Origin of the sequence: Candidatus Leptofilum sp. (assembly GCF_965223285.1) — a bacterium.
Lineage (GTDB): Bacteria > Chloroflexota > Anaerolineae > Promineifilales > Promineifilaceae > Leptofilum.
This window is the reverse complement of the sequence record NZ_OZ244997.1, coordinates 5,701,752-5,727,053: the sequence shown is the minus strand read 5'-3', so window position 1 is coordinate 5,727,053 and position 25,302 is coordinate 5,701,752. Positions and strand designations below refer to the sequence as shown.

Sequence of the window (25,302 nt, the reverse complement as noted above, 5' to 3'; positions counted from 1 at the left end):
AACGATTCTATTACTGATTTTTTAAGCATCCGTAGTCAAGCCGTAAGAAAGACATAGTTGCACCAAATTTGGGGCGTGGCAAAATCAGGCGGATGAATGGTGCAAAAAGTTCGCAACGCGCTCGCCTGTTTTCCCTTTTTTGGCTAATTTTGGCACTGGTGGCCCTGTTGGTCATCGGTGCGCTCCAGCTTAGGCAGGATTTTCTCACGCGAGGCATCCCCGACGGCCTGCCGGAACCGGTCAACTTTGGCGGGATGCAGCCCGGTCTCAACGTTGCCTTCAACCAGTACGACGATGCTGCTCTGACCGACAATCTCCAGCAGATTGCGGATATGGGCGTGCAGTTTGTGAAGCAGCCGTTTTATTTTAGCGAGGCGTTTGATTGGGATGAAGCTGATCGGTTGGTAACGGCCGTTTCCCAACACCATCTCACTCTCGTCCCCTTGCTAGATGGCAACCCTGAGAATGGTTTTGCACCGGTAGAAACGGCCGTCTTCGCCCAATGGGCTGCCGAATTTGCTAGTCGGTATGGGGATGAAATCCAGTTCTACATGATTTGGGATGAACCCAATCTTGCCAGCCATTGGGGCAACCAGCCGCCCAATCCTGACGATTACGGCGCGCTCCTAAGCGCAGCGGCCAACGCCATCCGCCAGGCCGACAGTGATGCAGTGATTGTGGCCGCGCCGCTGGCCCCCACGGTGGAAACCGGGCCTGACAATCTGGCCGATCACCTCTTTTTGCAACAGCTATACGAAACTGACGCGGCTGACGCCTTTGACATTGTTGCTGCCAAACCGTATGGCTTCAACAGCTCGCCAGATGATCGCGCTGTGGACAACGAAACGCTCAACTTTAGCCGCGCCATTTTGCTGCGAGAGGTGATGGTGCGTAACGGCGACGGCCGTAAAGCCATCTGGGCAGGCAACTGGGGTTGGAACAGCCTGCCTGCCAATTGGCGTGGTGATCCTTCCATTTGGGGCGAAGTGACGGCCGCACAGCAGGCGTCGTACACCATTGCCGCGCTGGAGCGTGCCAGATTGGAATGGCCCTGGCTGGGCGTTGCCTTTTTGGAGAGTTGGGAACCAGAAGCCCCGGCCGACGATCCGGCTTGGGGATTTAGCGTTGCTGGGTCGGAAACGGCCGTTGCCCTGCAAACCTATCTCGCCAATCAAAATACGGCCGTGGCCCAACCTGGCTTCCAGTTAGCCCAGCCCAACAATCCCGCCCAAGTGTACGAAGGCAATTGGGAATTCTCACCCGAATTTGGGGCCGACATTGGCCAGCAGCCAGACGACGTGCTGCTCGGTGACAAAGTAACTTTCACCTTTTACGGCACCGATTTGGGGCTGCGAGTGCGCCGCGCCAACTTCCGCGCCCGCTTTTACATCACCGTTGACGGCCAGCCCGCCAACGCTCTCCCCCGTGACGAAAATGGCGCGATGCTCATTCTCACCTCGGCGGTGAAAAGCGACGACTATATCGCTACCGAATGGGTTGCCCGCAACCTGCCACCTGGCATCCACACGGCCGAAATCGTGGCCTCGCGCGGCTGGGACCAGTGGGCACTGAATGGTTTCAGCGTGGGATATCAGCCGCAGGATGGCTGGTATCGGTGGGGCCGATGGCTGTTGGCGGGTACAGCTATGCTTTCTCTCATAATGGCTATACGAATTTGGCGACAGGCAAACTGGTCAGAATGGCTCCGCCAGCAGCGAGAGCAGTTCACCGCTTTGAACGCAAGCTGGCAGTTGGCAGTAACGGCCGTAACCGCTACGCTCGTTTTTTTGGCAGGCTGGTTCACCTGGGCCGAACAAATGGGTGGCCTCTACCGTCGCCTGGGAGATGGCAGCCAGCTCGCCCTCACCGCTGCCGTTGCCTCAATCTATTACGTCACGCCTACCTTTTTCATTTACGCAGCAGCGTTGGCAATCCTTTTTGTTCTGCTTTATTGGCGGCCAGTCTGGGGCCTGGTCCTCATTGCTTTCTGCTTCCCGTTCTACGTGCCACCCTTGCCCAAACCAATCCTCAACTATCGCTTTTCGCTAATTGAGGTCTTCACATTAATCACCTTCGCCGCCTACGCTACCAACCGCCTCACCGCTATCCTGCAACGCTTTAAGCAACAAAACCGTTTACTGATTACTGAAAACCGATTGCTGCCTACCGATTACGGCATCCTCGCCCTCACGCTCGTCGCCACCGCTTCCCTTTTCTTCACTAATCGATTAGACGTAGCCAGCAACGAATGGCGGGTGGTTATTTTAGAACCAGCCCTGTTTTACTGGGTGCTGCGCGGCACAAAACCCCAAAAGGCAGAAATGTGGCGCATTTTGGATGGCTTTGTACTGGGTGGGCTGGTCGTGGCGCTATATGGCCTTTGGCAAGTGGGCTTCGACCGCGCCAGCCTCATCACCGCCGAGGGTGGGCTGCTCCGTCTGAAATCGATCTACGGCTCACCAAACAACGTGGCACTTTACCTGGGGCGGATTGTGCCGCTGCTGGGTGGGATGGCCTTGCTGGGCAGCAAGCATGTTCATGGCAAAAGATGGTGGGTGTATACGGCCGTCCTCATCCCCACCGTGCTGGCCTTCCTACTCACCTTCAGCAAGGGCGGTTTGTTTTTGGGCTTACCTGCCGCCTTCGTGATTCTGTTTTGGCAGTGGCAGGTGGTGAACGGCCGTAAAACGTGGCCCTGGCTACTCATATTTGGCGTGGCAGGCGCAGTAGGATTAGCCATCATCGAGCAAATTCCGGCATTGGCTGGCCGCCTCAGCCTCACTGGAGAAACTGGCGTCTTCCGCCTGAGCCTGTGGCAAGCCAGCCTCAATATGATCGCTGACCAACCCTGGTTTGGCGTGGGGCTAGACAACTTCCTGTACGAATATCGTGGCCGCTACATTTTGGAGTCGGCCTGGCGCGATCCGAATTTAAGCCATCCACATAACTTGTTCCTGGATTTTGCCACGCGCATTGGCGTACCCGGACTGCTCATTGGGCTGTGGCTCGTCGGTGCGTTGGCACGCTCCCTATGGCAGCTACGCCCACGCATTTCAGCCGAGTGGCTACCTGTGGTTGTAGGGTTAGGTGGGGCTTTAGCCGACATGGTCTTTCATGGACTCGTCGATCACAGCTTCTTCCTGGTAGATTTGGCCTTTGCCTTTTATTTGTTGCTGGGAACGGCCGTCTGGCTGCAAGCAAACAGTGTAAGCAATCTGTCAGAACCCCCAAAGTAAACATCTGCATATCAAACAAACCTGCCGTGCCCAAAATTGGGGTATTTGGCGTAACTTCCCCAAATGGATGGTGTTTTTTACTGTGGTGCGGGCAAGCTGCAAGCGGAAAATGCTTGACAATTCGTTACGAAAATTTACAATTGCCCGCCAGACAAAATTGAAATTTTAAACCTGAAGGAGATTAGGATGAGCGATACCCAAGCACAGGTAACTGAAATTATTGTTGATTTATTAGGTGTTGAGGAAGAACAGATTGTTCCAGAGGCACGTTTTCGGGAAGATTTGGAAGCAGATTCGTTAGATCTGGTTGAGCTGATTATGGCGTTTGAAGAAAAGTTCGACGGTGAGATTTCTGACGAAGAAGCACAGAAAATCACGACCGTCGGCGAAGCCGTGAGCTACATCGACACGCATATGCGTGCGTAAAAGCAATTGGGTAATCAGGAAATTACACTGCCCTATTACCTAACTTCACATCTACTGAGCGCCCCCATCAACCACTGCACGTTGGGGGTGCTATTTTTTTTGCCAATTGCAGACCCGCCAACAGAATAACGGCCGTATGCCCTACAATGTTCAGCCAAAAACCAGGGCCATATCCCAACGCTAGCCGCATCAAGTCACTGGCAAACGGCCGTACTTCCAGGTAAATCAGCGTCGGGAGGATTAACCCAACCAGCCCCGCCACAACCATCAAAATGCGGCTTACAGGGAACCGCCACGGCCGTTTCTGCATAAATGTAAGCAAACCAGCAACAGTCACAACCAACCCAATCGCCACCATGCGGGACACATATTCGCGCCAGTTAGTGGGATCGGTAATATCTTCCAAAGCAGGGAATGCTAGTAGGCTCACGACGACTGCTGCCCCACGAAAGAGCCAGGTTTGGTAACGGCCGTTCTCCCATTCTACAGTGAAAAAAAGCAAACAAAGTGCCAGAGTGATTGGCGGCAAATAAAACCAGTTGCGCTTAACACCCAGCCCAAAGAACTTGGTCCACTCTCCCATCTCAAAGCCCAAAAGTTGCAATCCGGCCGACGGCCCCGGCAGCCAAACCATGAAGTACCCCACCAAGATCGTGGTAAAGCTAAGGAGGAAGAGGGTTTGCGTTTGTGGTTTTGTCATGAGGAACCAATGGTTTTTGAGATTTTTTAGGAACGCAGAGCTGCACAGAGGAGACACAGAGTTTTTTAAGAGGAATTTTGATGGAAAACGGCCGTTAATACCCCATCCTCTTCTGCCTGATTAGCAAAAAACTGGGTAAGCTCCGGACTTTGCCGCTGACGCAATGCCAAGAGAGCCACTGCCTGCACGTCCTCTGCCAACACCTCTTCTCGTTCATCAGCAGCAGCATGGGCGCGCGCCGCCTCAAACAGCGTAATCTCCGCCCGGTTAGAATCAATTGCCAGCTTTTCAACCAATGTTAGACCAAGCTCGCGAGCAGCCTCACTCACCGTAACATGCGGCAACCGATCGCGCGCCTGCTGAATTTCCTCAGCCAGTGCCAGCGTGCCATCGGCAAAGCTGGCGGCAAACAGTTCTGGCTGCCGCTTGTAGCTCATCGCCCGCTCGTATGCCTGGTAGCGCAGGGCTGGCTCATCCAAACCACGTACCACCGCCCGCAAACCAAAGCGATCCATGAGCTGCGGCCGTAGCCGCCCTTCCTCCGGGTTCATTGAGCCGATGAGCATCAGGCGGGCGTTATAAGTCATCTTCAAGGGCCCTCGGCGCACGGTGTAATACCCCTGCGCCGCAGCATCTAAAATAGCGTCGGTAATCGCGTCGTCAAGCAAATTGACTTCATCTATGTACAAAATATGGCGATCCGCATGACCCAACAGGCCACGCTCTAGCCGTACCCGGTTCTGTTCCAGAGCGACGCGCTCGTTGATGCCGCCGACGACATCATCCAACCGGGCATTTAACGGCAGCTCAAAAATACGCACTTTATCAAGCGTAGCAAGCGGCTCGCCATGTCCAAATTTGGTGGCGCAGTCGTGGCAAACGCCATCCATACCTAGCTGCTCTATCATTTCTTCGGTGCAGCCATGAACGCACAGGCTGTGGCGCACGGTGGGCAGCAAATCGGTGAGGGAGCGCACGGCCGTTGTCTTGGCCGTACCCCGTGGGCCGATGAGCAGCACCCCACCAACCTCCGGGTTAATCAGCGACAAAGTCAGGGCCAGCTTCATCTCTACCTGCCCCACGATCGCCAAAAAGGGAAAGGGTTCAGTTTCGGCACGGCCTAAATCTGCATCAGGCAGGTCGGTAATTTTGGTGGCCGACGCCTGGCGCAAAATGTCTAGCAGCTTAGATTGGCGTTTGATCATAGGTTTTCCTGCTGTCGCCTTTGCAGTCGGCTTGCCTGCCGCTGGGCCGCGCGTTCAAAGCGAGCTTTCTGTTCATCATTTTCCAGAATGAGCGGGGGGACGGGGGCGGGACGGCCGTTTTCATCCAACGCCACGTAAACAAAGTAGGCTGTGTTGGTATGTGTAACGTCGCCACTGATCACATTTTCAGCAGTAACGACGACGCGAGTTTCCATTGAGGTTCGCCCTACCCAGGTCACTTCTGCCTTCACCGTCATGAGATTGCCAATGTTAACGGGCGAATGAAAGTTCATGGAGTCAACGGTAACGGTGACGGCTGGCCGCCGCGCATGCTTGGTAGCTGCCATACCGCCCGCTTCATCGCACATCTTCATGATGAGACCCCCATGTACATTGCCTAAGGTATTGGCATTGGTTGGCCCCATGAGTTGGGTAAGCGTAATTTGGGAATCCGACGGCCGTTTTCCTTCCAACTTTTTCTCCCTGGTCTATTCCATATCCGGGCGCGTCTCAGAAACGTAAATGAGCCGCTCTGGATACTCTTCAAACATATCAATAATCTGGTGTGGCAACGAACGCAGCAGCGGTGCTAGAGGCATATTGGCAGGCATTTTCGGCCGTTTCGGGCGTGGTGGCGGCTCTAGACGCAGCTTGTCCGTTGGGCGGGTGCGCTTACGCAACAGCCGCTTGTCATCGCTTAAAAAGCCTAAATAAAGGCCGCCGGTATCGTAGACATCTCGTCCTACGGCAAAGCCAATCCATTCGCCATCCACGTTAAAAAGATTGCCTTTGGTGTACACAGCCACCCATTCACCATCTGTACGATAAATTGGTACCATAACGTCGTCCTTCTAGGTTACGGCCACTTACATGGACGCAACTTTTTATCTTAATTTTATTCACCGTTTGCATTATAGTTGCGGGGGCAAGGAGAATCAAGAATCTCCACTAAAATAGAGATAGAGCTAATCAAAGAGTCAGCACAGTAAAGAGTAAGGTAAAAAATGATACAACAAATTTTGCACAGGCCAGGCAGCCTACTGCCTAAATTGACAGAGGATGAACAAGCTACTATTAATGGTGAAATGCAGAAAAATGCCGTTGCCAATATTGATTTTAATCTGCTCATTTTGCTTTCGGCCGGGATTGCCTACTTTGGTTTGCAGCAGGATAGTTCGGCCGTCATCATTGGGGCTATGCTTGTGGCTCCGCTGATGAGCCCAATGATGGCGATGGGGTATGGCATTGTGAGAGGCAATCTGACCCTTTTTAAGCAAGCGGCCGTTTCCACACTCATCGGGATTTTATTAGCAGTGGGTCTGACAGCCCTGGTAACCTACCTCCTGCCCATTCGGTCCGTGACCGATGAGATTCTGGCACGCACCAATCCCAACTTACTCGATCTTTTTATCGCTTTGATTTCCGGTCTGGCTGGGGCGTATGCCTTGTGTCGTAAAGAGGTATCGGCCTCCCTGCCAGGTGTGGCTATCGCAGCCTCACTGGTGCCACCTCTCTGTGTGGTCGGTTTTGGCATTGGGCGGGGTAATGAGCGCATTGCCCTGGATGCGCTGCTGCTATTTACGACCAATCTAGCCAGCATTGTTGTCGCCAGTATTTTTATGTTTTGGGCAGTTGGTTTCCGACCCACCTCAGCCAGAAGTCGTAGGTTGTTTCAAGCAACAACCTACTTTTCTTTATTTGCTGTGCTATTGGTTACCATTCCTCTGACGCTTTACACGCTTCAGGAAACTGGACAATCACGCAGGCTAGCGGCCGTTAAGGGCATTCTTGAGGAAGAGGTCGATCCGAGCGTTGCTCAAATAGAAGATATCGTGGTTGAAGCTATTGAGGATGGCTTTGTGGTGGGAATGACGGTTTATTTTTATCAGCCAGAGCTCGTTGGGGATGAAGCAGCCCAGCAAGCTGCGGTGGAAGATATACGCCAACAGTTAGAAAGTGCAGTTGAAGGGCCTGTGACGGTGCGCGCCCAGGTTATTCCAGCCACGCTAAGCATTTTTGAGAATCCTAGCCTGAGAATTCGAGAGGTGCAGCCGCTTATGATCCCTAACAGCGAACCATAACCAATGAAAATTGCTAGAAGTTCAACTTTTGGCAAAAGTTGAACTTCTTAGGTGCAGTGTCAAATAATGTCGCCGCGCTCGGTACGAATTGCCTGAGTTAGTTGGGTTAGGTTATGGCGATTGCGCCAGTAGTTTACCATTTCGCGGGCTTTGGCTGGCTTGCTCTGCCCCGGCAATGATTCAAAGTCCATGCCGAGATCAAAACAGAGCGTGCGCAACTCATCCAGATCGAAGGAATCTACCAAGGCGTGGCGAATACGCGCCAGTTCTGCGCCAGAGACGGGTTTATTTACAGCAGGGATAACTGCCTGCAATTGGGCATATTGTCGTAGCCAGGTGTGGAAAACACGGCCGTTAATAAAGAATCTTTCATCTGCCTGAAACAACAACCCATAACTGTGTAGGCGTCGCACAATGCCTTCTACCTCCAGTGGTGGAAAATCGAGATCGGTTAACGGCCGTTCCCCAGCCACCGCTAACAAAATAGACCGTTCATTTTGGGTGAAATTGTGCCACCATTGGTCAAAATATGGCGCCAAATCGGCAGCCAACTGCTGCCGCGCTGCCTCAGAATCTGGGGCTTTGCCCGCTCGTTTATGCCGGAACCATTTTGCGGCCGTTGCCTGCACAAAAAAAGGCAAAGACCCCGCCAGCACCTGAATCTCCCGCACCTCATCTTCTGTAAAAGTTACACCCCCTTTTGCGGCAGGTGTGTCAATTAACGAGGTTGCTTCCGTTAACTCTAGCGAGGACATATAAATGGGAGTTGGGTAAAAAATATTGTAAAAGGGGGAAGTTGGCGGCAACCCCAATCGTGTACCCAAGGTGTACAAATCCCAATAAGATGCGGTGACGCAGGCCAAATCATATTCCAATACACCGGTCATAGCCCGCAGTTCCGTTAAAAAGTCATGCGTAAACGCCTCTGTGCGCAAATGATCAAACTCGTCTAGCAGCAACACAATGCGCGTATCAGGAAACTGGCAAAGGTATGCTTCCACATCATACAGCTTGGTTTGCCCTCGAGGAGATTCCTTCCACAAAAAATCTGTCTTGGCACGGCCCAAATTCACTTTCAGCCGCTGCAACAGTCGATAATAAAAATCGCTCGGCGTTTTGCATGAAGACAAATCCACATAAATCATCGTGTAAGCATCAGCATTTGGGAGGTAGTGAGACATGGTTGCTGGATGGGCAACGTATTGTAAAAAAGAGGTTTTACCAGCTCGGCGCACCCCTAACACACTCACAGATTGGGCTTGTCGGCCACCAATAATCTCAAAAAAGCGCGTGGTTTGTTCATGACGGCCGTAAAAGTCAGCCGGATGTTTGATAGGATGTCCAACAATGTAAGACATAAACGTAAAGCTCCACCATAATAATTCGCCCCAAACTGACAGATTTTGTAATTGAGCAATTTGAATTGTGGTACCCAAATACCCAATTGCTTGGTTACACAAATACAGTCATTAGGTCGTAGATAAAAGTGATCCTAACGGATGCTTGCGGGCCACCCAGCGACGTAGTAAATCGAAGGAGATGGCATAAGCATAATCTTTGCTTATGAGCGTCGGCTCCCAGCCATTATGCTGTGCCAGTCGCCGCTGAATTTGCCGCTCAACCGATACGCGCGTCAACAAGCGGCGCACTTCTAGCTGCTTGAGTGCCATATTAATGGCATCTTCGGAGTAGCTAGTTTCGCGCAACCGCGACGAAATTTCTGCCCGCGACACGCTTTCTTCGCCAATGTCATGCGTACCAGCTAATGAAGCCATCACGAATCGTTCGACGGCCGTACTCTCGTTCCAAAGGTGCTGTAAATGGCTGTCATCCTCTTCGATCACTAGGTTGATCGTCTCGCGTACATCCCCAATCGTGATCAGCTTGCTCCGCCGTCCTTCCAAATTGGTTGAACTCACCAAGCGATGGCAAATAAGCTGACTAAAATACGGATGTCCGCGTGTCGTTAGCCAGATGCGATCCACCGCCAAATCATCATACTGAATCATTGGGGCCACTGGCTCCCGAATCAAAGTTTCCGTCTCTTCACGACTTAATGAATCTATCTCCCTGCTAATGCCAACGTGGAAAATTATGCTCCAATAATCCTCCACAAGCTGATTTGTTCCTGCCAAAATAAACGTTATGCGCGAACGATGCTGCATCAATGAGCGCAAATATGGGAAGATATCGTGAGATAACCGTCCTCGCTCAACGCTTTCCTGCAGCTGCTCCAATTCATCTATGATGAGCACAAGCAACCCATTAGGCGGTAGCTGCTCTTCAATTTCGTCCAAAAATTGGTCAAATTCGCTAAACAAAGTGCCATTGCTAGACCAATTTTCCCGTGGCTCGATGGCAATGCCCCGCTTATGCAAATTGCGAATGATATGCTGGCTTAGGCGCGCAAAAAATTCCGGCATCTCGCAGCCCGCCAGCCGCTGTAAATCAATGTACACCGGGTAAATCGGATACCCTGGATATTCGCGGATGGTTTTGCCTCGGCGACCACCTACCAATTGGTACAGCGTAGATGTCTTACCCATTCGCCGTTGACCATACAAAATGAGCGTATGTGGCTGTGTTTTGCCCAGCAAATTTTCTTCAATCCACATAAACACATCTTCACGCCCCTGATACAAATCTTCAGAAGCGGGCGTAAGCGGCTTCCCCACCACATATGGATTATCAATGTGGAAAAGTGAACGTTCTTGTGCCTGAAAGTTAATCGGCTTCTCGATGAGCTGACGGTATTCGTGGCCCCGCACGTCGTAGTAGGTGGCGCGCAACGTCAGGCTGGTTTGCTTCTCGCGGGGCTGCAACCAAATTGATATTGGGAATTCTTGCCCTGCGTCCAACGTACCAACCGATAATATAGCCGAGTCCCGCTCGGTTTCGTAGCCGTTAGAGGGTAGCACTTCGAGCGTAACGTTCTCAACCAGGCTGCCAAATAAAGGATTAATTAGCCGTGCCAGCACATTGGCACGGCCACGGCTCACCACCACATCCTCATTGTCCAGCTCAAAATCTAGCGACATCATCAAATCTGAGCCTTCAGTGGAGGTGATTTCACCCAGCTCCTGCAAAATCGTGCGGGTCGTTTCCGAGATGGGCCGGTTGTCAATAGTGCGTAACCGTTCAATTTCGGCGCGGGTCACCAGCACGTTTTCCCTATCCGTGGAGAATCGTTGAGCATACCAATCAAACTCATCCCGCGTGAGGGGATGGCGCGGCAGCAGCTCAATTTGAAAAATGCGGAATTCGTAATCTTTGAACACATATTCCCGGCGAGAAAACTGACGCTTGTTGACTGGCTTGAACTCATGCACAATACGATAATCTTTGGGGTTGCGGATACCCAGCTCTTCTTGCAGTTCGCGCTGAATAGCTCTGGCAAAAGAGTCTCGATCCCCTTTTTGGTTATCTACCTTGCCACCTACCAGGTTAAACATGCCCCAGTTGCTGTTCCATTGCAGCAAATATTTGCGATCTTCGCCGCTGCCAATGGTAATGGCCGCAAAGGAGCTACGTTGACGCAGATTGCTTAAAACTTCGGTGAGTTCAGACGGCCGTTCTCCACCTTCAATCGCTTGCTTCCCAGAAACCAACGCACAGGCGAGTGCCAACCGCTTGGCCCAAGGCGCATCATCCAAACCCTTGAACTTGAGGGCCGCCACGCTGTGGAAGAAAACCGCCACCGGAAAATGGTACTTAAACCGCTCTGGACTGTACGTTTCGGCAATCTGCCGCAGCGAGAAGAGGAAGTAAAGTAGATTTTCCGAATACATGGGGAAATGCGTGTACAAATTATCGTACCATTCTGGCTGGAAATCACGCAGGTTGGAAAGAAAATCATCAAAGGTGGATTCGGCCGTTTGCAGCAGCACATTTTCTACCAGCAGGGCAAACTGCATTGCCGTGTGTTCATCCCACAACCCTTCATCCACCATTTCTTTATACAGTCGGAACAATATGTGAGTGCGGAACTCCACTTCCAGTTTGGCAAGATCAAAATAGACATGTCCAGGTCGTGCATCAGAAAAGTCGATGAACCAAACTGGCATCTCATCACTAACTTCCACCAAGATGTTGCTGGTGTTCAAATCTCCATGCACCACTGGAGAAACCTGCGGGATGGGCACAATCATGTCCTCGCGGCCAATCTCCCAAAGCAAGCAGCGCACATTTGTTATTGGCGACAAGAAACGACCAGATGCAAATTCAAAAGCATCGCTCTCAAAATCAAATGGTTGACCTGTAATTTTCTCGATATTTTCCGCCAAGATTGTCTCATCAGTGGCAGAAACACGGCCACGCACGGTAATGCGCTTGCCTCGCCGAAAAACAGGGTGCGTCAACATATGCCGCTGGGATTCTTTCAGGCGAATCTTAAAGCGCAGAATCGGGTGATTTTTGTCTTTCAACAAATTAGAGATCGGATATCGAGAGATCAAATCATCATGCACATAGATGACACCTTCTTTCGTATCCAGTTCCGCAACTTCAAAACCGCGCAGGGCAACTGTAGGATGTTCACCATCGCGCACTGCCTGATGAATTTGACGCAATGCCGGATTTCCCGGTACGGCCGAAAGCGTCGTTAATTCTTCTGCGGCAATCACAAAGTCCGCGCCGTTGGCTTCTGGTTCAACCAGTTCTGCCTCGTCCAGCGTCAGGCAAGGTGGTAACACACGTGCATACAGGGGTGCCCAATAACGTAATTCAGTGTCTGAACTGCCTGCGTATAGCTGTTCCAAACTGTGGCGTAACTGCCCTAGCACTTTGTCAATCAGCTCCTTACGCACGCGATTTTGGTCTCGCAAAAATTGGGTGAGCGTAATGGCATCTTTATTGGAGCCAGCCAGCGTATAACAGGCACCAGCCAAATGTTCGCCGCGAACCATCTTGCCCTGAATTTGACCCACTTGCCGATTGAGCCGCGGCTGAATGAGCCGTTCTTGCTTTTCTTGCACCATCTCTAACCGATCGGCAACATCAATTTTGAGGATGCGCTTAAGCTGATGGGCGGGTTTCACGGTGTAAATGCGTGAGCCACTAAATCCTTCATCCATGCGGAAAATTTGGACGACATCGCTGCCAGCAAACAGGCGTTTAATGATGTACCGCTCTTCAGGATTTTGAGTAAGTGCTTCCAAATCAGCATAGCTCAGGCCCGGTTCGATACGCGGCTTGAGGGTTTCATTGGCGTACTGGTCAAATAGCTCATTCCACTTTGTAGCCGAAAATACATGCTTTTGTACTTGCTCAACAAGATCATCTACCTGCGTGGAATCTTTTAGAAAATGCCAGGTGGCTCCGGCACGCATCAGATTGCGCATCCGATCATCGGCATGGCTTGTGAAGACAACAATCGGCAATTTCGGCCGAATTTCACGCGCCTGGGTCATAAACATGACAATTTCAGATAATGAATCCTGATCGGCGTCGATGAAGATGAGGTCTATATCGCGATTGAAATTAACAACGTCTAACGCTTTATCAAAGGCGGTTTCGACGTAATATTTAAAGATGTGTGTATGAACCAAAACATTGGTCGGAAAAGTTGGCAGTGAGTGATTCGTCTGCTGAGAAAATGCACCAGCAACGCAAAGTGTTTTGAGTTTCATGACACCGCGGAATAGTCCAGATGTCATTTTGTCCTATCCTCCTAAGTTGGGGTACCGGGCATCACGGTGGCATGCAGAACCAATGATTTGTGACGCACTCAACTAGCAAAGAGCTATATGCCAGTCAAAAAACAGAACCCTCTATTCAGTTAGGTACTACAAGGTGAACAAACCTTAATAATTGTTCACATTATGCACTGCTTATAGTACCCTGCATAGTTCACATAATGAGAACTTGGTACTAATCTTCCCAGAGGTACATGGGTAATGAGTACCAATTTGGGGAAAATGTTAACTACTTAACAGATTAAGGGAATTCAATTTGGGCATGAGGTGAAAATGGCTGGAGATAAACAACTACACGAATTTTAACGCATTGATGCAGTTGACAGGAGAGCTATGTCATCAGTTGCTGGTAAATTTTTAACAATTGTCGTGCCGATTTTTGCCAAGAGAATTGCTTGGCCTGCTCAAAGCCAGCTTGTACCAATGCATTTCGTTGGGCATCGTCTGTAAGCAAGCCGTATATTTCATTTGTCCAACCAGCCTGGTCTTCTGGGGAAAGTTGCACAGCGGCCGTTCCAGCAACTTCTGGTAATGAGGAGCTATTAGAGGTAAGCACGGCCGTTCCACACCCCATCGCCTCTAATAGAGGCAAACCAAACCCTTCGTAAATGCTAGGAAACACAAACAGGTCGGCTGCACTGTAAAGCGTGGGCAAATCAGCATCATCTACAAAGCCAACGAAATGCACCCGTCCGCTCAGCCCCTGCCGCTCAACTTCGGCCAGCATTTGGTCATACAGCCACCCTTTGCCACCAGAAATGACCAGATGGTGCGGCAGCTTCTGGGCAAGCGGGGCAAAGGCACGGATAAGCATTTGGTAATTTTTGCGGGGCTGGAGTGTACCGACGCTGAGAATGTAGGGAAAGTCAGCAAGCTGGTATTTTTGGCGAACGGCCGTTACCTCCTCCAAATCTTCAACTGGGTGAAACCGCTCATGAACGCCACTGTAGAGAACCGTTACCTTCGCCGGCGGCACTTGCCAAATGGTGAGCAAATCCTGCCGCGTGGCTTCCGAATCGGCTAAAATGTGCGTGGCACGGCCTATGGACCAGGGCACCACCTGGTTTAGGTAGCGCACCAATTTTTCAGGGAAGACATGGGGGTAATGCACAAAAGATAGGTCGTGGACTGTGAGGAGTGTGGGAATACGGCCGTTTACCGGCGGCAGCACAAAATCGGGGGAGTGGAACAGATCAAGCTGCCCCGTCACCCATTGCACGGGCAATGGCAACCGTAAACGATACCAAAGGCGGTACAGCCAACGCTCATCCAGCGGTGCGGGTCGGTGCGTCACATTTTCGGCCTGGGGTAGCGGTTGAAGGACAGGTAGCGTAACGGGCGGTTTTGCCGAAAAAAAACGGTAGCGATTGATGGTATCAACCGCTACCAGGGCGTGGATGAGTTCTCTTGTGTACCGACCGATACCCCCGCCCTGCGTGAGAGCGGCCGTTACATCAATGCCAATAACCATTTTTATAAGCCACAGAGAGCACAGAGAAAACAGAGGCTTGTAAACATATAGATAATCTCTCTATGTTCTCTGCATCTCTGCGTTAAAAAAATCATTCAACGTCGTTGTAGGTCCAATACCGATTGACAAAAAAGTTCCAGAACATGACAACAATGACAGCTAAAACTAATGCCAAATTGTCCCCAATCCGCACGCTGTAAGGCTCTAGAGCCGCAAAATTGGCGACCATATTGGTGAAAGGCGTATGCGTGTACGTAATAATTGGCACGCGGATAATGATGCCAGCCACGCTAACAACCGTAAACTGGGCTAGCTGCCGACGAACTGAGCGAGAGCGGGAATCTGGATAAGTCCAATACCGATTCCACATGAAATTACTAATGATTGCCGCAATAAATGAAAGGGTAGAGGCAAATGTGCGGGCCAACGAGATGGTTTGTTCATCGTTCAAACCCAGGCCTACGATAAAGTCATGCAGACCCGTACCGTTATCGAGCAGCAGTTCAAACGGCCGTAAACTCAAATTAAAAATACCAAAATCAACAATAAAGCCAATAACGCCAACCACGGCAAACTTAAAGAAGCGTTCTGCCTCTTTCTCGTTTACGCCAAATCGGCCAGCCATCCCGGCAAAAATAGAAACCATGTGAATCCTCTTTACAAAATATATCCGCAAATAAAGAATCTATCCGAAAAGCCACAGAGGAAAAAGAGAAATCTGAGAAATGAACCCTCGCCTCTAAGCTCTCTGTGAACTCTGTGGCCAATATTCGGACAGTTACTAAGCAGATTGCCGCAGATTATTTGGATCTGCGTGGATAATCTGTCGTCTTTGCGTATCTAGTAGCTGGAGCAAGCCAAAAAGTGCGCCTAGATGAATGTACATATTATTCACGTATAGCTTATCGACCAGATGATGGACTGTGAGCGCCGTCCAAATGCCTAACAGGCCCAATGCCACGCCACGCTGCCAGCGGTTGGCTTGCCGAATAACGCGGATGGTTTGCCAAAAAACGGCCGTCCACACCACCAGATACGCCAGTAACCCAATCACGCCCGTCTCTGCCAGCAAATTTAGGTAATAGTTGTGTGCGTGCCCCAGAGGATACGGCCAGTTGATGAGCGCATAATCCGCATAGGCCGGTTCATAATTGCCAAAGCCCACACCCAACCATGGCTGGTCTTCAGCCATGCCGATGGCCGCTTGCCAGTGTGCCAATCGCTCCAGCACCGCATAATTTTCATCCGTGATGTCCTCACCGCGTACGTCGCCGAAGCGCAAATCCTCACTGAAGCTGGTGACGCGCTCAGTAATTGAGGCAGGCACTACGCCTAGCTGGATGCCGCCAAGCAGCAGAACGCCACCCACCACCAGCAACAGTCCACCTTGCCACAGCTTGCGCGGCCAAAATAGTAGCATGACGGCCGTTGCCACCGCCAAACTCAGCCACGCCCCACGACTCCAGGAAGCACCCACTGCCAAAAGGGAAACTGCCGTTGCCAAGCCTATCCCCAAAACCACAAACCATTTCCTAGATCGGAGATTGGAGATTAAAGATTGGAGACTGCTAATCTCCGATCTCCAATTTCCAATCTGCCAAACAAAACTCAGCAAAATGCCCAGTCCGAGAACGGCCGTCATATTCATGAAACCGCCATATGGGTTTGGCTGATTAAACGTGCCGTACGCCCGATAAAAACGCCCCAGCACTAAAAAATGCTCCGGGCCATCAGGCTGCAAGGCAAATTGGTAAATGCCCAACGCCGCCTGGCTTAAACCAGCAGCAAACAAGGCGGTCAGCAACCAAAGTAGCGGCGTCATCCTGCGGCCACCATGCCGCCTGCGCCACACATGAGCGCGATCTACCACCAGCAGCATGATGGCGAGTATCTCTACCCATTTTAGCAACTCTCGCAGGCCAAAGTTGTAGGATGGGGCATTGACGAGGGTAACGGCCGTCACCCCCACAAAAACCGCCAGCGGCACGGCCAAAAAGGTGTGCGGTACAAACAGCCGCCTATCCCGCAAGCCGTGTGCCACCCAGGAAAGCAAGCTGAGCAGCAGATAAAGCTGCCCGCTGTCTAGCAAGCCACTCTCTGTGGCACCCAGCGGGCCAGTGAGTAACGCCGCAAACAGCCCTGCCATCGGCTCAATCACAATCAACAGCAGAACGGTCGTCCGCAGCAACAACATCCCACCCTCAACAGGAGAAAGCTGGGCAAGCAAGCCGCCAACCAGCACAGCCAGCAGCACAAATCCGACTGGCTGCCATGTGGGAGAGCTAGCTAGCCGGGAGAAAATGTGAGGGGAATACGGCCGTAATCGCTGCAAAACAGTCTCGTCACCAACCTGGCAGTTCTGATATTCAGCCAGGTTTGGGAATCATTAAACCTTGTCGCGGAAGAAGTCTAGCGTTTGGGCCAAACCGTCGGCCAACCCCACCTTTGGTTCCCAATCCAAAACCTTTTTGGCTTTGGTAATATCTGGGCGGCGTTGCTTGGGATCATCCGTAAAGCGATCATCCTTGGGCTGCACAAACACAACCTCAGAATCGCTGCGAGCAATTTCAACCACGGCGTGGGCAAAATCCAAAATCGTCATCTCATTAGGATTACCAATGTTAACAGGCAAATCCTCGTCAGAATGCAAAAGGCGGTAAATGCCTTCGACCAAATCGCTGTAATATTGGAAGGCACGCGTCTGGCTGCCGTCACCGTACACAGTCAGTGGCTGGCCGGTCAGGGCTTGGTGGATGAAGTTTGGCACCACACGGCCGTCATTCAACCGCATCCGGGGGCCATAGGTGTTAAAAATGCGCACGATGCGCGTTTCCAGGCCATGATATCGCTGGTATGCCAGCGTCATTGCCTCTGCAAATCGTTTGGCTTCATCATAGACACCGCGCGGCCCAATGGGGTTCACATGGCCCCAATATGTTTCTGGCTGTGGGTTCACCTGCGGGTCGCCGTACACTTCAGATGTGGATGCAAGCAGATACCGTGCGCCCTTCACTTTTGCCAGCCCCAGTGTATTGTGGGTACCTAGCGAGCCAACTTTAAGCGTGGGAATGGGATACTCCAAATAATCATTCGGGCTGGCGGGTGAGGCAAAGTGGAGAACCGCATCAATCTCGCCGGGAACGTATATAAAGTTGCTCACATCATGTTTCATAAAGCTAAACCGCTCATGCCCCATTAGGTGAGCAATATTGTCCATATTACCAGTGATTAAATTGTCCATACCAACAACGGTATGCCCTTCGGCAATAAAGCGATCTGAAAGATGAGAACCGAGAAAGCCAGCGGCTCCGGTAATTAATATGCGCATCATGTCTCCTTATTCTGCCCGGCCATATAAACGCTCATCTGTAAAACTATGGGAAAATACGGCCGTTCATCTATCAAGGGTCGCGTCTTAAGCCTGGCAATGCAGTTGAAGTTGTTCAGGTAATGGCTAACAATAGCGTGTTATTGTATCTTAGCCAGTGTGGGGTGACGAACGAAACGGCCGTACCATCAGCAAGCGTTCCGCCTACGAAGAATGTACGCGTTACGCAACGTCATTGTACCCATCCAAAACTTACACGCTGTCTAAACGAACCAAATTAGTAGCGGGCCGAAACTCGCAAATCCCCCCCCGTCACGGTATACTCAACATCAGAATAGGAGACAGGGAGAGGACTATGCCAAAAAGCAAAACGGCCGTTGCCAACCACAACGACGCCAACATTCATGAGAGGCGCAAAGCTGACCATATCCGCATCAATTTGGAAGAAGATGTTAACTTCAACAAGCTCACCAATGGGCTTGAAAATTACTTCTTCATGCACCAGGCACTGCCAGAAATCGACCTAGCGAACGTGATCACCACTACCTCTCTCTTTGGCCAACAACTCAACACCCCCCTGCTCATCTCTTCCATGACGGGCGGCACCGCCGAAGCAAGCATTATCAATCGCACCCTGGCAGAAGCAGCCCAAGAAATCGGCATGGCGATGGGACTTGGCTCCCAACGTGCCGCCATAGAAGACAGCAACCTGGCCGACACCTACCATGTACGCCAGGTTGCCCCAGACATTTTGCTTTTCGCCAACATTGGTGCCGTGCAGCTCAATTACGGCTATGGTCTGGAACAGTGCAGACGCGCGGTAGACATGTGCGAAGCAGATGCCTTGATTTTGCATTTCAATGCCTTACAAGAGGCAGTTCAGCCAGAAGGAGACGGCAATTTCGCCAATTTGCTTGGTAAAGTGGAGCAAATTTGCCGCGACCTATCCGTCCCCGTTATTGCCAAAGAGGTTGGCTGGGGCTTTGCCGAAGAAACAGCCCGCCACTTAGCCAATGCAGGTGTGGCCGCCATTGATGTGGCAGGTGCAGGTGGCACATCCTGGAGTCAGGTAGAGATGTATCGCGCCCCGACGGCTAGGCACGCTCGCGTCGCCGGGGCATTTATTGATTGGGGCATACCAACGGCCGTTTCCATCCAATATTGTCGTCGCGCCACACCGAACTTACCCATCATCGCCAGCGGTGGCATCCGCAATGGCATTGATGTCGCTAAATGTATTGCGCTAGGTGCAAATCTGGTTGGGTTTGCCGGAGAGTTTCTACGTGCTGCCGACCAAAATGGCACTGCAGGCGTCATTGAGCTAGCCGAAACCATTACCAACGAGCTGCGCGTGGCTATGTTCTGCGCTGGTGCAGAAACTTTGGAGCATTTGGGCCACACGCCTTTGCATACCTCTTATTTTTAATAACAAATTTTCACCTTATGAATGAATTCAAACAACTTTCACAAGAAATGCGACAAGCCGTAACGGCTGAAATGAAAGCGGTTCTCAATGCAACTGAGGCACCACCAGACCTGTTCTATGGCATGCTGCATTACCATATGGGCTGGCGGGATGATCAGCTACAGCCAGCCGATGTAAATGCAGGCAAGCAAATTCGGCCCGTACTTTGCCTGTTAGCTTGCCAGGCAGCTGGCGGCAATTGGCAGCAAGCGGTGCCTGCTGCGGCCGCTATTGAGCTGTTGCACAACTTTTCACTCATTCATGATGATATTGAGGATGCCAGCCCAACGCGGCGTGGCCGTAAAACGTTGTGGACTATTTGGGGACAGGAGCAGGCAATCAATGCGGGTGATGCTATGTTTTCCCTGGCGCATTTGGCTTTGAATCGTTTGGTGGAGCGAGGCGTATCGGCAGAAACGGCCGTACATGCTCTACGCCGCTTCGATGAGACCTGCGTCCGCCTAACGCAAGGCCAACACGCCGATATGTTTTTTGAAACGCAAAACAGCGTCAGTGTTTCTGATTATTTGGCGATGATTACAGGGAAAACGGCCGTGCTGCTCTCCCTTTGTACTGAACTTGGCGCACTCATTTCCGGTAAAGATGCCGAAACGGTGCATCATTATGCACAATTCGGCCTCAACCTTGGCCTTGCCTTCCAGGTCATCGACGATATTTTGGGCATTTGGGGAGATGAATCCCTTATTGGCAAATCAGCTTCCACCGACATTCTTACTAAAAAGAAAACGCTGCCCGTGCTTTACGGCTTGAATCAGAACAATGATTTGCGTCAGCTTTACCAGCAAGAAACAACAGACGAAACCTTCGTGCAACAAGCTATCCACATTTTGGACAGCACCGGTGCGCGTGAGGACGCGACCGAACGAGCTACCTACTATTCAGAAACTGCACTGGGCCATTTAGAAGAAGCCGAACCAGCAGGGCCAGCGGGTGCAGCATTGCAGCAGCTTTCTGCCATGCTGCTGCAACGCAGCTTCTAAACATCGCCAAACTCTCGCAATAACAAAAAACGGCGACTCGTAAGGAGCCGCCGTTTTCTTTTTCATGAATTAGGGTCAGATGATTTATGACTCATCTTCCGATTCGGGAGCTTCCAACTCCAACTGTTCCTTGGTTGCTTCTGCTGCTGCTGCCTGAGCAATCGCCTCCAAGACAGCATCGTCCGTATTGTCATCAATCAACGTGCCGGAGAAATCCATGCCTTCATCCACTAATTCTTCAGTTTCTACCTCTGGGGCTTCAAGCTCTTCTTGCTTCTCTACATAGATATCAAAACCCGTACCTGCAGGAATCAGTTTGCCAATAATAACGTTCTCTTTCAAGCCAATCAAATCATCTTCACGGCCTGCAATTGCCGCGCTGGCCAAAACCTTAATCGTGTGCTGGAAGGAACTCGCTGACAGGAAGCTATCTGTGTTCAAAGCACCCTTGGTAATACCCAACAAGACTGGCTCTGCCTGTGCTGGCTGACCGCCCTCTTCCATGATTTCCTCATTGTTCGCTTGGAAAATTGAGGTTTCAATCAATTCACCTGGCAACATTTCAGTATCACCAGAGGATGTTACCGTCACCTTGCTGAGCATCTTGCGAATGATCACTTCAAAATGCTTGTCATGGATATTCTGACCTTGCGGTCGGTAAACCTGCTGCATTTCGCGCAGCAGGTATTGCGTCACAGCATCGCGCCCCAAAATCTCCAAAATGCGGTGCGGGTTCTTAGATCCTTCTGTGAGCTGATCACCCGCGTTGACTTCCTGACCGTCAGAGATGAGTAGTCGCATACCGGCAGGAATCTCGTAATCCCGCTCGTCTTTGCTTTCCCAGGTCACCTTCACCGAGTTGCCATCGCGAGCCACACGACCGCCGTGACGAGCCACAACAACTTCGTCTTCGTTTTCAGCCAACACGCCGCCCGCTTCGATGGTGTCATTATCGCCAACTTTCACTTCCCAGCCATCAGTAATTTCGTAAACATCATCAATCAACCGAACGTCCGTCACAAAAACGTGGCGCACGCCGTCAATCACGCGAATTTCTGCCAAACCACCAATTTCCGTGATAACTGCTTCACCCTTAGGCCGCTGCCGTGCCTCAAATAGCTCTTCTACACGGGGCAAACCCTGGGTAATGTCACCACCGGCAGAGGCAGTACCACCTGTATGGAAAGTACGCAGGGTTAGCTGTGTACCAGGCTCACCAATAGATTGAGCAGCCACGATACCAACGGCCGTTCCCTTCTCCACTGGCTTACCACGTGCCAAATCAATCCCGTAACATTTAGCACAAATGCCACGCCGCATTTCACACGTCATGGGTGAATAAACGTAAACTTCATCCACGCCCATCAAATCAACTTGCTCTGCAATCACGTCCGTGTAATATTCATCAGTTTGAATGATGATTTCGCCCGTTTCGTGATCAGCCATTGGTGCTGCCGCCACGCGACCCAAAATCCGTTCCGCGAGCGTTTGCTTACCAAAATTATCGACACGCCGCACCCAAATACCCTTGGTGGTACCGCAATCTTCGTCCATCACGATCATTTCCTGAGCAATATCTACCAGGCGGCGTGTTAGATACCCAGCATCAGCCGTGCGGAGAGCCGTATCGGCCAGACCCTTACGAGCACCATGCGTGGAGATGAAATATTCCAGCGTGTCCAAGCCTTGTCGGAAGTTCGACTGAATTGGCACAGGAATAATCTTACCCTGAGGATCAGCCATCAAACCGCGCATACCAGCTAATTGCGTAATGGGGCCAAAACCACCTTTACCCGCACCAGAAAGTGCCATAACAGCGATGGGACTAGCTGGGTCCATTGCATCTCGGACTGCCTTTTCAACCTTATCCTTGGCATCATTCCACTGCTCAATGGTGCGTTGATACTGTTCTTCTTCGGTCAACAAACCACGGCGATATTGGCGGTCAATTTCATTTACACGTTGCAATGCTTCGTCCAGAATGCCTTGCCGCTCATCAGGAATGGTTAGGTCAGCAACAGCAATGGTCGTACCAGAAACAGTCGCATAGCGGAAGCCGATATTCTTCACGGCGTCAACCATCTTGATGGTCGCCTCATCACCCAAAAGGCGATAGACGCGATTGATGAGTGCGTTGACGCCACCCTTATCCAGCACCCGGTTCACAAAATGGAACTCTTCAGGCAAAGTCATGTTGAATAGCACACGCCCTGGTGATGTTTCAATGACGCGGCGGCGAGGTTTGCCATCCGCATAGCGCGTGTGATCTTCTTTGAAGTAGGTTTCAATTTCCAGCTTGATTTTGGCATGAATGTCAACGTAGCCCAGTTCATAGGCAGTCTCAACTTCTTCCATGCTGCCAAAGTAGCTGCCTTCGCCATGACGGCCGTCTACCACCAGCGTTAGATAGTAAACACCCAACACCATATCTTTTGACGGGCCTACAATTGGCTGGCCATCAGACGGCTTGAGCAGGTTACGCGTGGCCATCATCAAGTTCTTGGCTTCATCAACAGCTTTTTGGGAAAGTGGTACATGCACAGCCATCTGGTCACCATCAAAGTCTGCATTGAAAGCAGCACACACCAGCGGATGAAGCTGGATCGCTTTACCCTCAACCAACATAGGCATGAACGCCTGGATACCCAAACGGTGCAATGTAGGGGCACGGTTCAACAAAATCGGCCGTCCCTGGATTACTTCTTCCAGAACTTCCCATACTTCCGGTGGCTGACGCTCAATGAAGCGGCGTGCCCCCTTCACGTTGCTAGCATAGCCATATTCCACCAGCTTGCTAATAACAAACGGTCGGAAAAGCTCCAAGGCCATCGTTTTGGGCAAACCACACTGACCTAGCTTCAGCGTCGGGCCAACCACAATCACGGAACGGCCGCTGTAATCCACACGTTTACCCAGCAAATTACGACGGAAACGTCCCTTCTTGCCCTTGAGCATGTCGGAGAGCGACTTCAGCTCACGACGCCCCCGGCGACTAAGTGCCTTGCCCCGCTGACTGTTGTCGATCAAGCTATCTACAGCCTCTTGGAGCATACGCTTTTCGTTGCGCACAATTACATCTGGCGCACCTAATTCCAGCAAGCGCTTGAGGCGATTGTTCCGGTTAATCACCCGCCGATACAGATCGTTAAGGTCGGACGTAGCAAAACGGCCGCCATCTAGCTGCACCATCGGGCGCAAATCGGGGGGAATAACCGGCAAAACGGTCAAGATCATCCACTCAGGCCGATTGCCGCTTTTACGGAGTGATTCCACGACCTGCAAGCGTTTGGTAGCTCGCTTGGCTGCCTGTTTGGAGCGCGTGGTGCGTACCTCCCGCCACAAATCGCGAGAAAGCCTGTCCAAGTCCATCTTCTTCAAGATGTCATACAGGGCTTCTGCACCCATGTCGGCCCGGAAAACATTACCAAATTTGCTCTTCAGTTCGCGGTAATCGTTTTCATTCAGGAAAACCATTGGCTCCAGGCTTTCCAACTGTTCACGGTTGGCCTGCGCTTGCTGGCGCAAACGAGTGAGTTTTTGCGTTAATTCGTCCCGCAAATCTACACCCACAGCCTCAGCCTCAGTGCGCAGTTCTTCAATCTCTTTCTGCATCGTGGCTACGTTGCTTTGGTGATCTTCTTCGCTTTCTTTTTGCACTTGCGTCAGCCGCTCAGAAGTAACCTCCTGAACCAAAACGCTGTGCTCGCGGCCTACTGTCTCGCCTTCTTCAACGATAACCGTCTCACCAAGCACAATGTCTTCGCTGGCAGCAGAGCCTTTCAGATTTTCCAGACGACGCTCTACAGCTTGTGCTTCATTCACTACAGCATCTGTGGCAGCAGATAGACGATCATCAAACGTATCGTTCTGTTCTTGTAGCTGCCCTTCTAGCTCCTGCAATCGCACCTGAGCATCTGAAGTGGCATCCCCAATATTTGATTGCAAATCTTCTTCAAATTTGAGTTCTGCTTCGGCAAGTTCTTCTTCCAAACGCTTCAAGGCCCGTTGACGAGCTTCTTCATCGACGCTGGTAATGACGTATTGGGCAAAATAGAGGACGCGGTCCAGGTTGCGTCGAGAAACGTTTAGCAATAGACCCATGTGGCTGGGAACACGGCGCGTGTACCAAACGTGGGCGACAGGAGCGGCCAATTCAATATGCCCCATCCGTTCGCGCCGAACGGCCGAGCGTGTTACTTCTACCCCACATTTGTCACAAACAATCCCCTTGTAGCGAACATTTTTGTATTTGCCACAGTAACATTGCCAGTCACGCGTGGGGCCAAAAATAGCTTCACAAAACAAGCCATCTTTCTCTGGCCGCAAGCGGCGATAGTTGATAGTTTCTGGTTTTGTGACTTCTCCGTAGGACCAAGACCGCATTTGGTCTGGAGATGCTAAACTAATGCGTAACGAGCGGAATTCTGTTGTCTCCACCAGGTGACCTCCCATAAAAGAATAAGGCTCCAACCCTAAATAAAATTGTGATAACTTACGTCTTGCGCACGAGTAAAAATTGTTCCCTCTTCTCTATCCGTAAACACGGAAAAAGAGCGTATGGTCTGATCAAGACCAACGCTCTTAAAACGTCGTGGCATTTATTATTTATGTTTGTTGATTATATCGGTACCCGTCAATATGTCAACGCTTTTACATAAGAGTTACGTAAGCATGTGCAAGCAGAAAATTATAGCGA

The 25,302-nt window shown here is 51.2% G+C and carries 16 protein-coding genes; 5 read left to right on the top strand and 11 right to left on the bottom strand.

The features are described 5' to 3' along the window. The first annotated feature begins 92 nt into the window (after window positions 1–92). Both ACOQPU_RS25665 and ACOQPU_RS25660 read left to right on the top strand, forming a co-directional pair. Window positions 93–3,236, top strand: coding sequence for an O-antigen ligase family protein (locus ACOQPU_RS25665; RefSeq protein WP_420642677.1), 3,144 nt, complete (start codon window positions 93–95; stop codon window positions 3,234–3,236). Between the two features lie 186 nt (window positions 3,237–3,422). Further along, complete coding sequence (locus tag ACOQPU_RS25660; RefSeq protein ID WP_420642676.1) at window positions 3,423–3,662, top strand: acyl carrier protein; 240 nt, start codon at window positions 3,423–3,425, stop codon at window positions 3,660–3,662. Window positions 3,663–3,729: 67 nt separating this feature from the next. Here ACOQPU_RS25660 and ACOQPU_RS25655 read toward each other — a convergent pair whose 3' ends face one another. The 4 genes from ACOQPU_RS25655 to ACOQPU_RS25640 form a co-directional block, all read right to left on the bottom strand. Further along, window positions 3,730–4,362 (bottom strand): hypothetical protein, encoded by a 633-nt coding sequence (locus tag ACOQPU_RS25655; protein WP_420642675.1) that lies wholly within the window; start codon window positions 4,360–4,362, stop codon window positions 3,730–3,732. A gap of 65 nt (window positions 4,363–4,427) precedes the next feature. Further along, window positions 4,428–5,567, bottom strand: coding sequence for an ATP-binding protein (locus ACOQPU_RS25650; RefSeq protein WP_420642674.1), 1,140 nt, complete (start codon window positions 5,565–5,567; stop codon window positions 4,428–4,430). Beyond that, window positions 5,564–6,040, bottom strand: coding sequence for an acyl-CoA thioesterase (locus ACOQPU_RS25645; protein WP_420642673.1), 477 nt, complete (start codon window positions 6,038–6,040; stop codon window positions 5,564–5,566). Before ACOQPU_RS25645 ends, ACOQPU_RS25650 begins: the two co-directional genes overlap by 4 nt. A 15-nt stretch (window positions 6,041–6,055) precedes the next feature. Next, window positions 6,056–6,406, bottom strand: a complete 351-nt coding sequence (locus ACOQPU_RS25640; RefSeq protein WP_420642672.1) for a 4-fold beta flower protein — start codon at window positions 6,404–6,406, stop codon at window positions 6,056–6,058. A 165-nt stretch (window positions 6,407–6,571) separates the two neighbouring features. On the opposite strand from ACOQPU_RS25640, the gene ACOQPU_RS25635 reads away from it, so the two are divergent. After that, window positions 6,572–7,648: a TIGR00341 family protein gene (locus ACOQPU_RS25635; RefSeq protein ID WP_420642671.1), complete on the top strand. Its 1,077-nt coding sequence runs from the start codon at window positions 6,572–6,574 to the stop codon at window positions 7,646–7,648. 59 nt (window positions 7,649–7,707) lie between these two features. Here ACOQPU_RS25635 and ACOQPU_RS25630 read toward each other — a convergent pair whose 3' ends face one another. The 6 genes from ACOQPU_RS25630 to ACOQPU_RS25605 form a co-directional block, all read right to left on the bottom strand. Next, window positions 7,708–9,006, bottom strand: coding sequence for an AAA family ATPase (locus ACOQPU_RS25630; protein ID WP_420642670.1), 1,299 nt, complete (start codon window positions 9,004–9,006; stop codon window positions 7,708–7,710). Between the two features lie 111 nt (window positions 9,007–9,117). Further along, window positions 9,118–13,302, bottom strand: a complete 4,185-nt coding sequence (locus tag ACOQPU_RS25625) for an AAA family ATPase (protein ID WP_420642669.1) — start codon at window positions 13,300–13,302, stop codon at window positions 9,118–9,120. A 370-nt stretch (window positions 13,303–13,672) separates the two neighbouring features. Then, the gene (locus ACOQPU_RS25620) at window positions 13,673–14,812 is read right to left on the bottom strand and encodes a glycosyltransferase family 4 protein (RefSeq protein WP_420642668.1); all 1,140 of its coding nucleotides are present in this window, start codon (window positions 14,810–14,812) and stop codon (window positions 13,673–13,675) included. 91 nt (window positions 14,813–14,903) lie between these two features. After that, complete coding sequence (locus ACOQPU_RS25615; RefSeq protein WP_420642667.1) at window positions 14,904–15,458, bottom strand: GtrA family protein; 555 nt, start codon at window positions 15,456–15,458, stop codon at window positions 14,904–14,906. Window positions 15,459–15,593: 135 nt separating this feature from the next. Continuing rightward, window positions 15,594–17,144, bottom strand: coding sequence for an O-antigen ligase family protein (locus ACOQPU_RS25610; RefSeq protein ID WP_420642666.1), 1,551 nt, complete (start codon window positions 17,142–17,144; stop codon window positions 15,594–15,596). 54 nt (window positions 17,145–17,198) lie between these two features. Beyond that, complete coding sequence (locus ACOQPU_RS25605) at window positions 17,199–18,140, bottom strand: UDP-glucuronic acid decarboxylase family protein (RefSeq protein ID WP_420645872.1); 942 nt, start codon at window positions 18,138–18,140, stop codon at window positions 17,199–17,201. Between the two features lie 355 nt (window positions 18,141–18,495). On the opposite strand from ACOQPU_RS25605, the gene fni reads away from it, so the two are divergent. Both fni and ACOQPU_RS25595 read left to right on the top strand, forming a co-directional pair. Continuing rightward, window positions 18,496–19,566, top strand: coding sequence for a type 2 isopentenyl-diphosphate Delta-isomerase (fni, locus tag ACOQPU_RS25600; RefSeq protein WP_420642665.1), 1,071 nt, complete (start codon window positions 18,496–18,498; stop codon window positions 19,564–19,566). Window positions 19,567–19,583: 17 nt separating this feature from the next. Then, entirely contained in the window at window positions 19,584–20,606 is a 1,023-nt protein-coding gene (locus ACOQPU_RS25595; RefSeq protein WP_420642664.1) for a polyprenyl synthetase family protein, read from the top strand. Between the two features lie 84 nt (window positions 20,607–20,690). On the opposite strand, the gene rpoC is transcribed toward ACOQPU_RS25595, so the two are convergent. After that, the gene (gene rpoC, locus ACOQPU_RS25590; RefSeq protein ID WP_420642663.1) at window positions 20,691–25,058 is read right to left on the bottom strand and encodes a DNA-directed RNA polymerase subunit beta'; all 4,368 of its coding nucleotides are present in this window, start codon (window positions 25,056–25,058) and stop codon (window positions 20,691–20,693) included. Window positions 25,059–25,302: the final 244 nt, after the last annotated feature.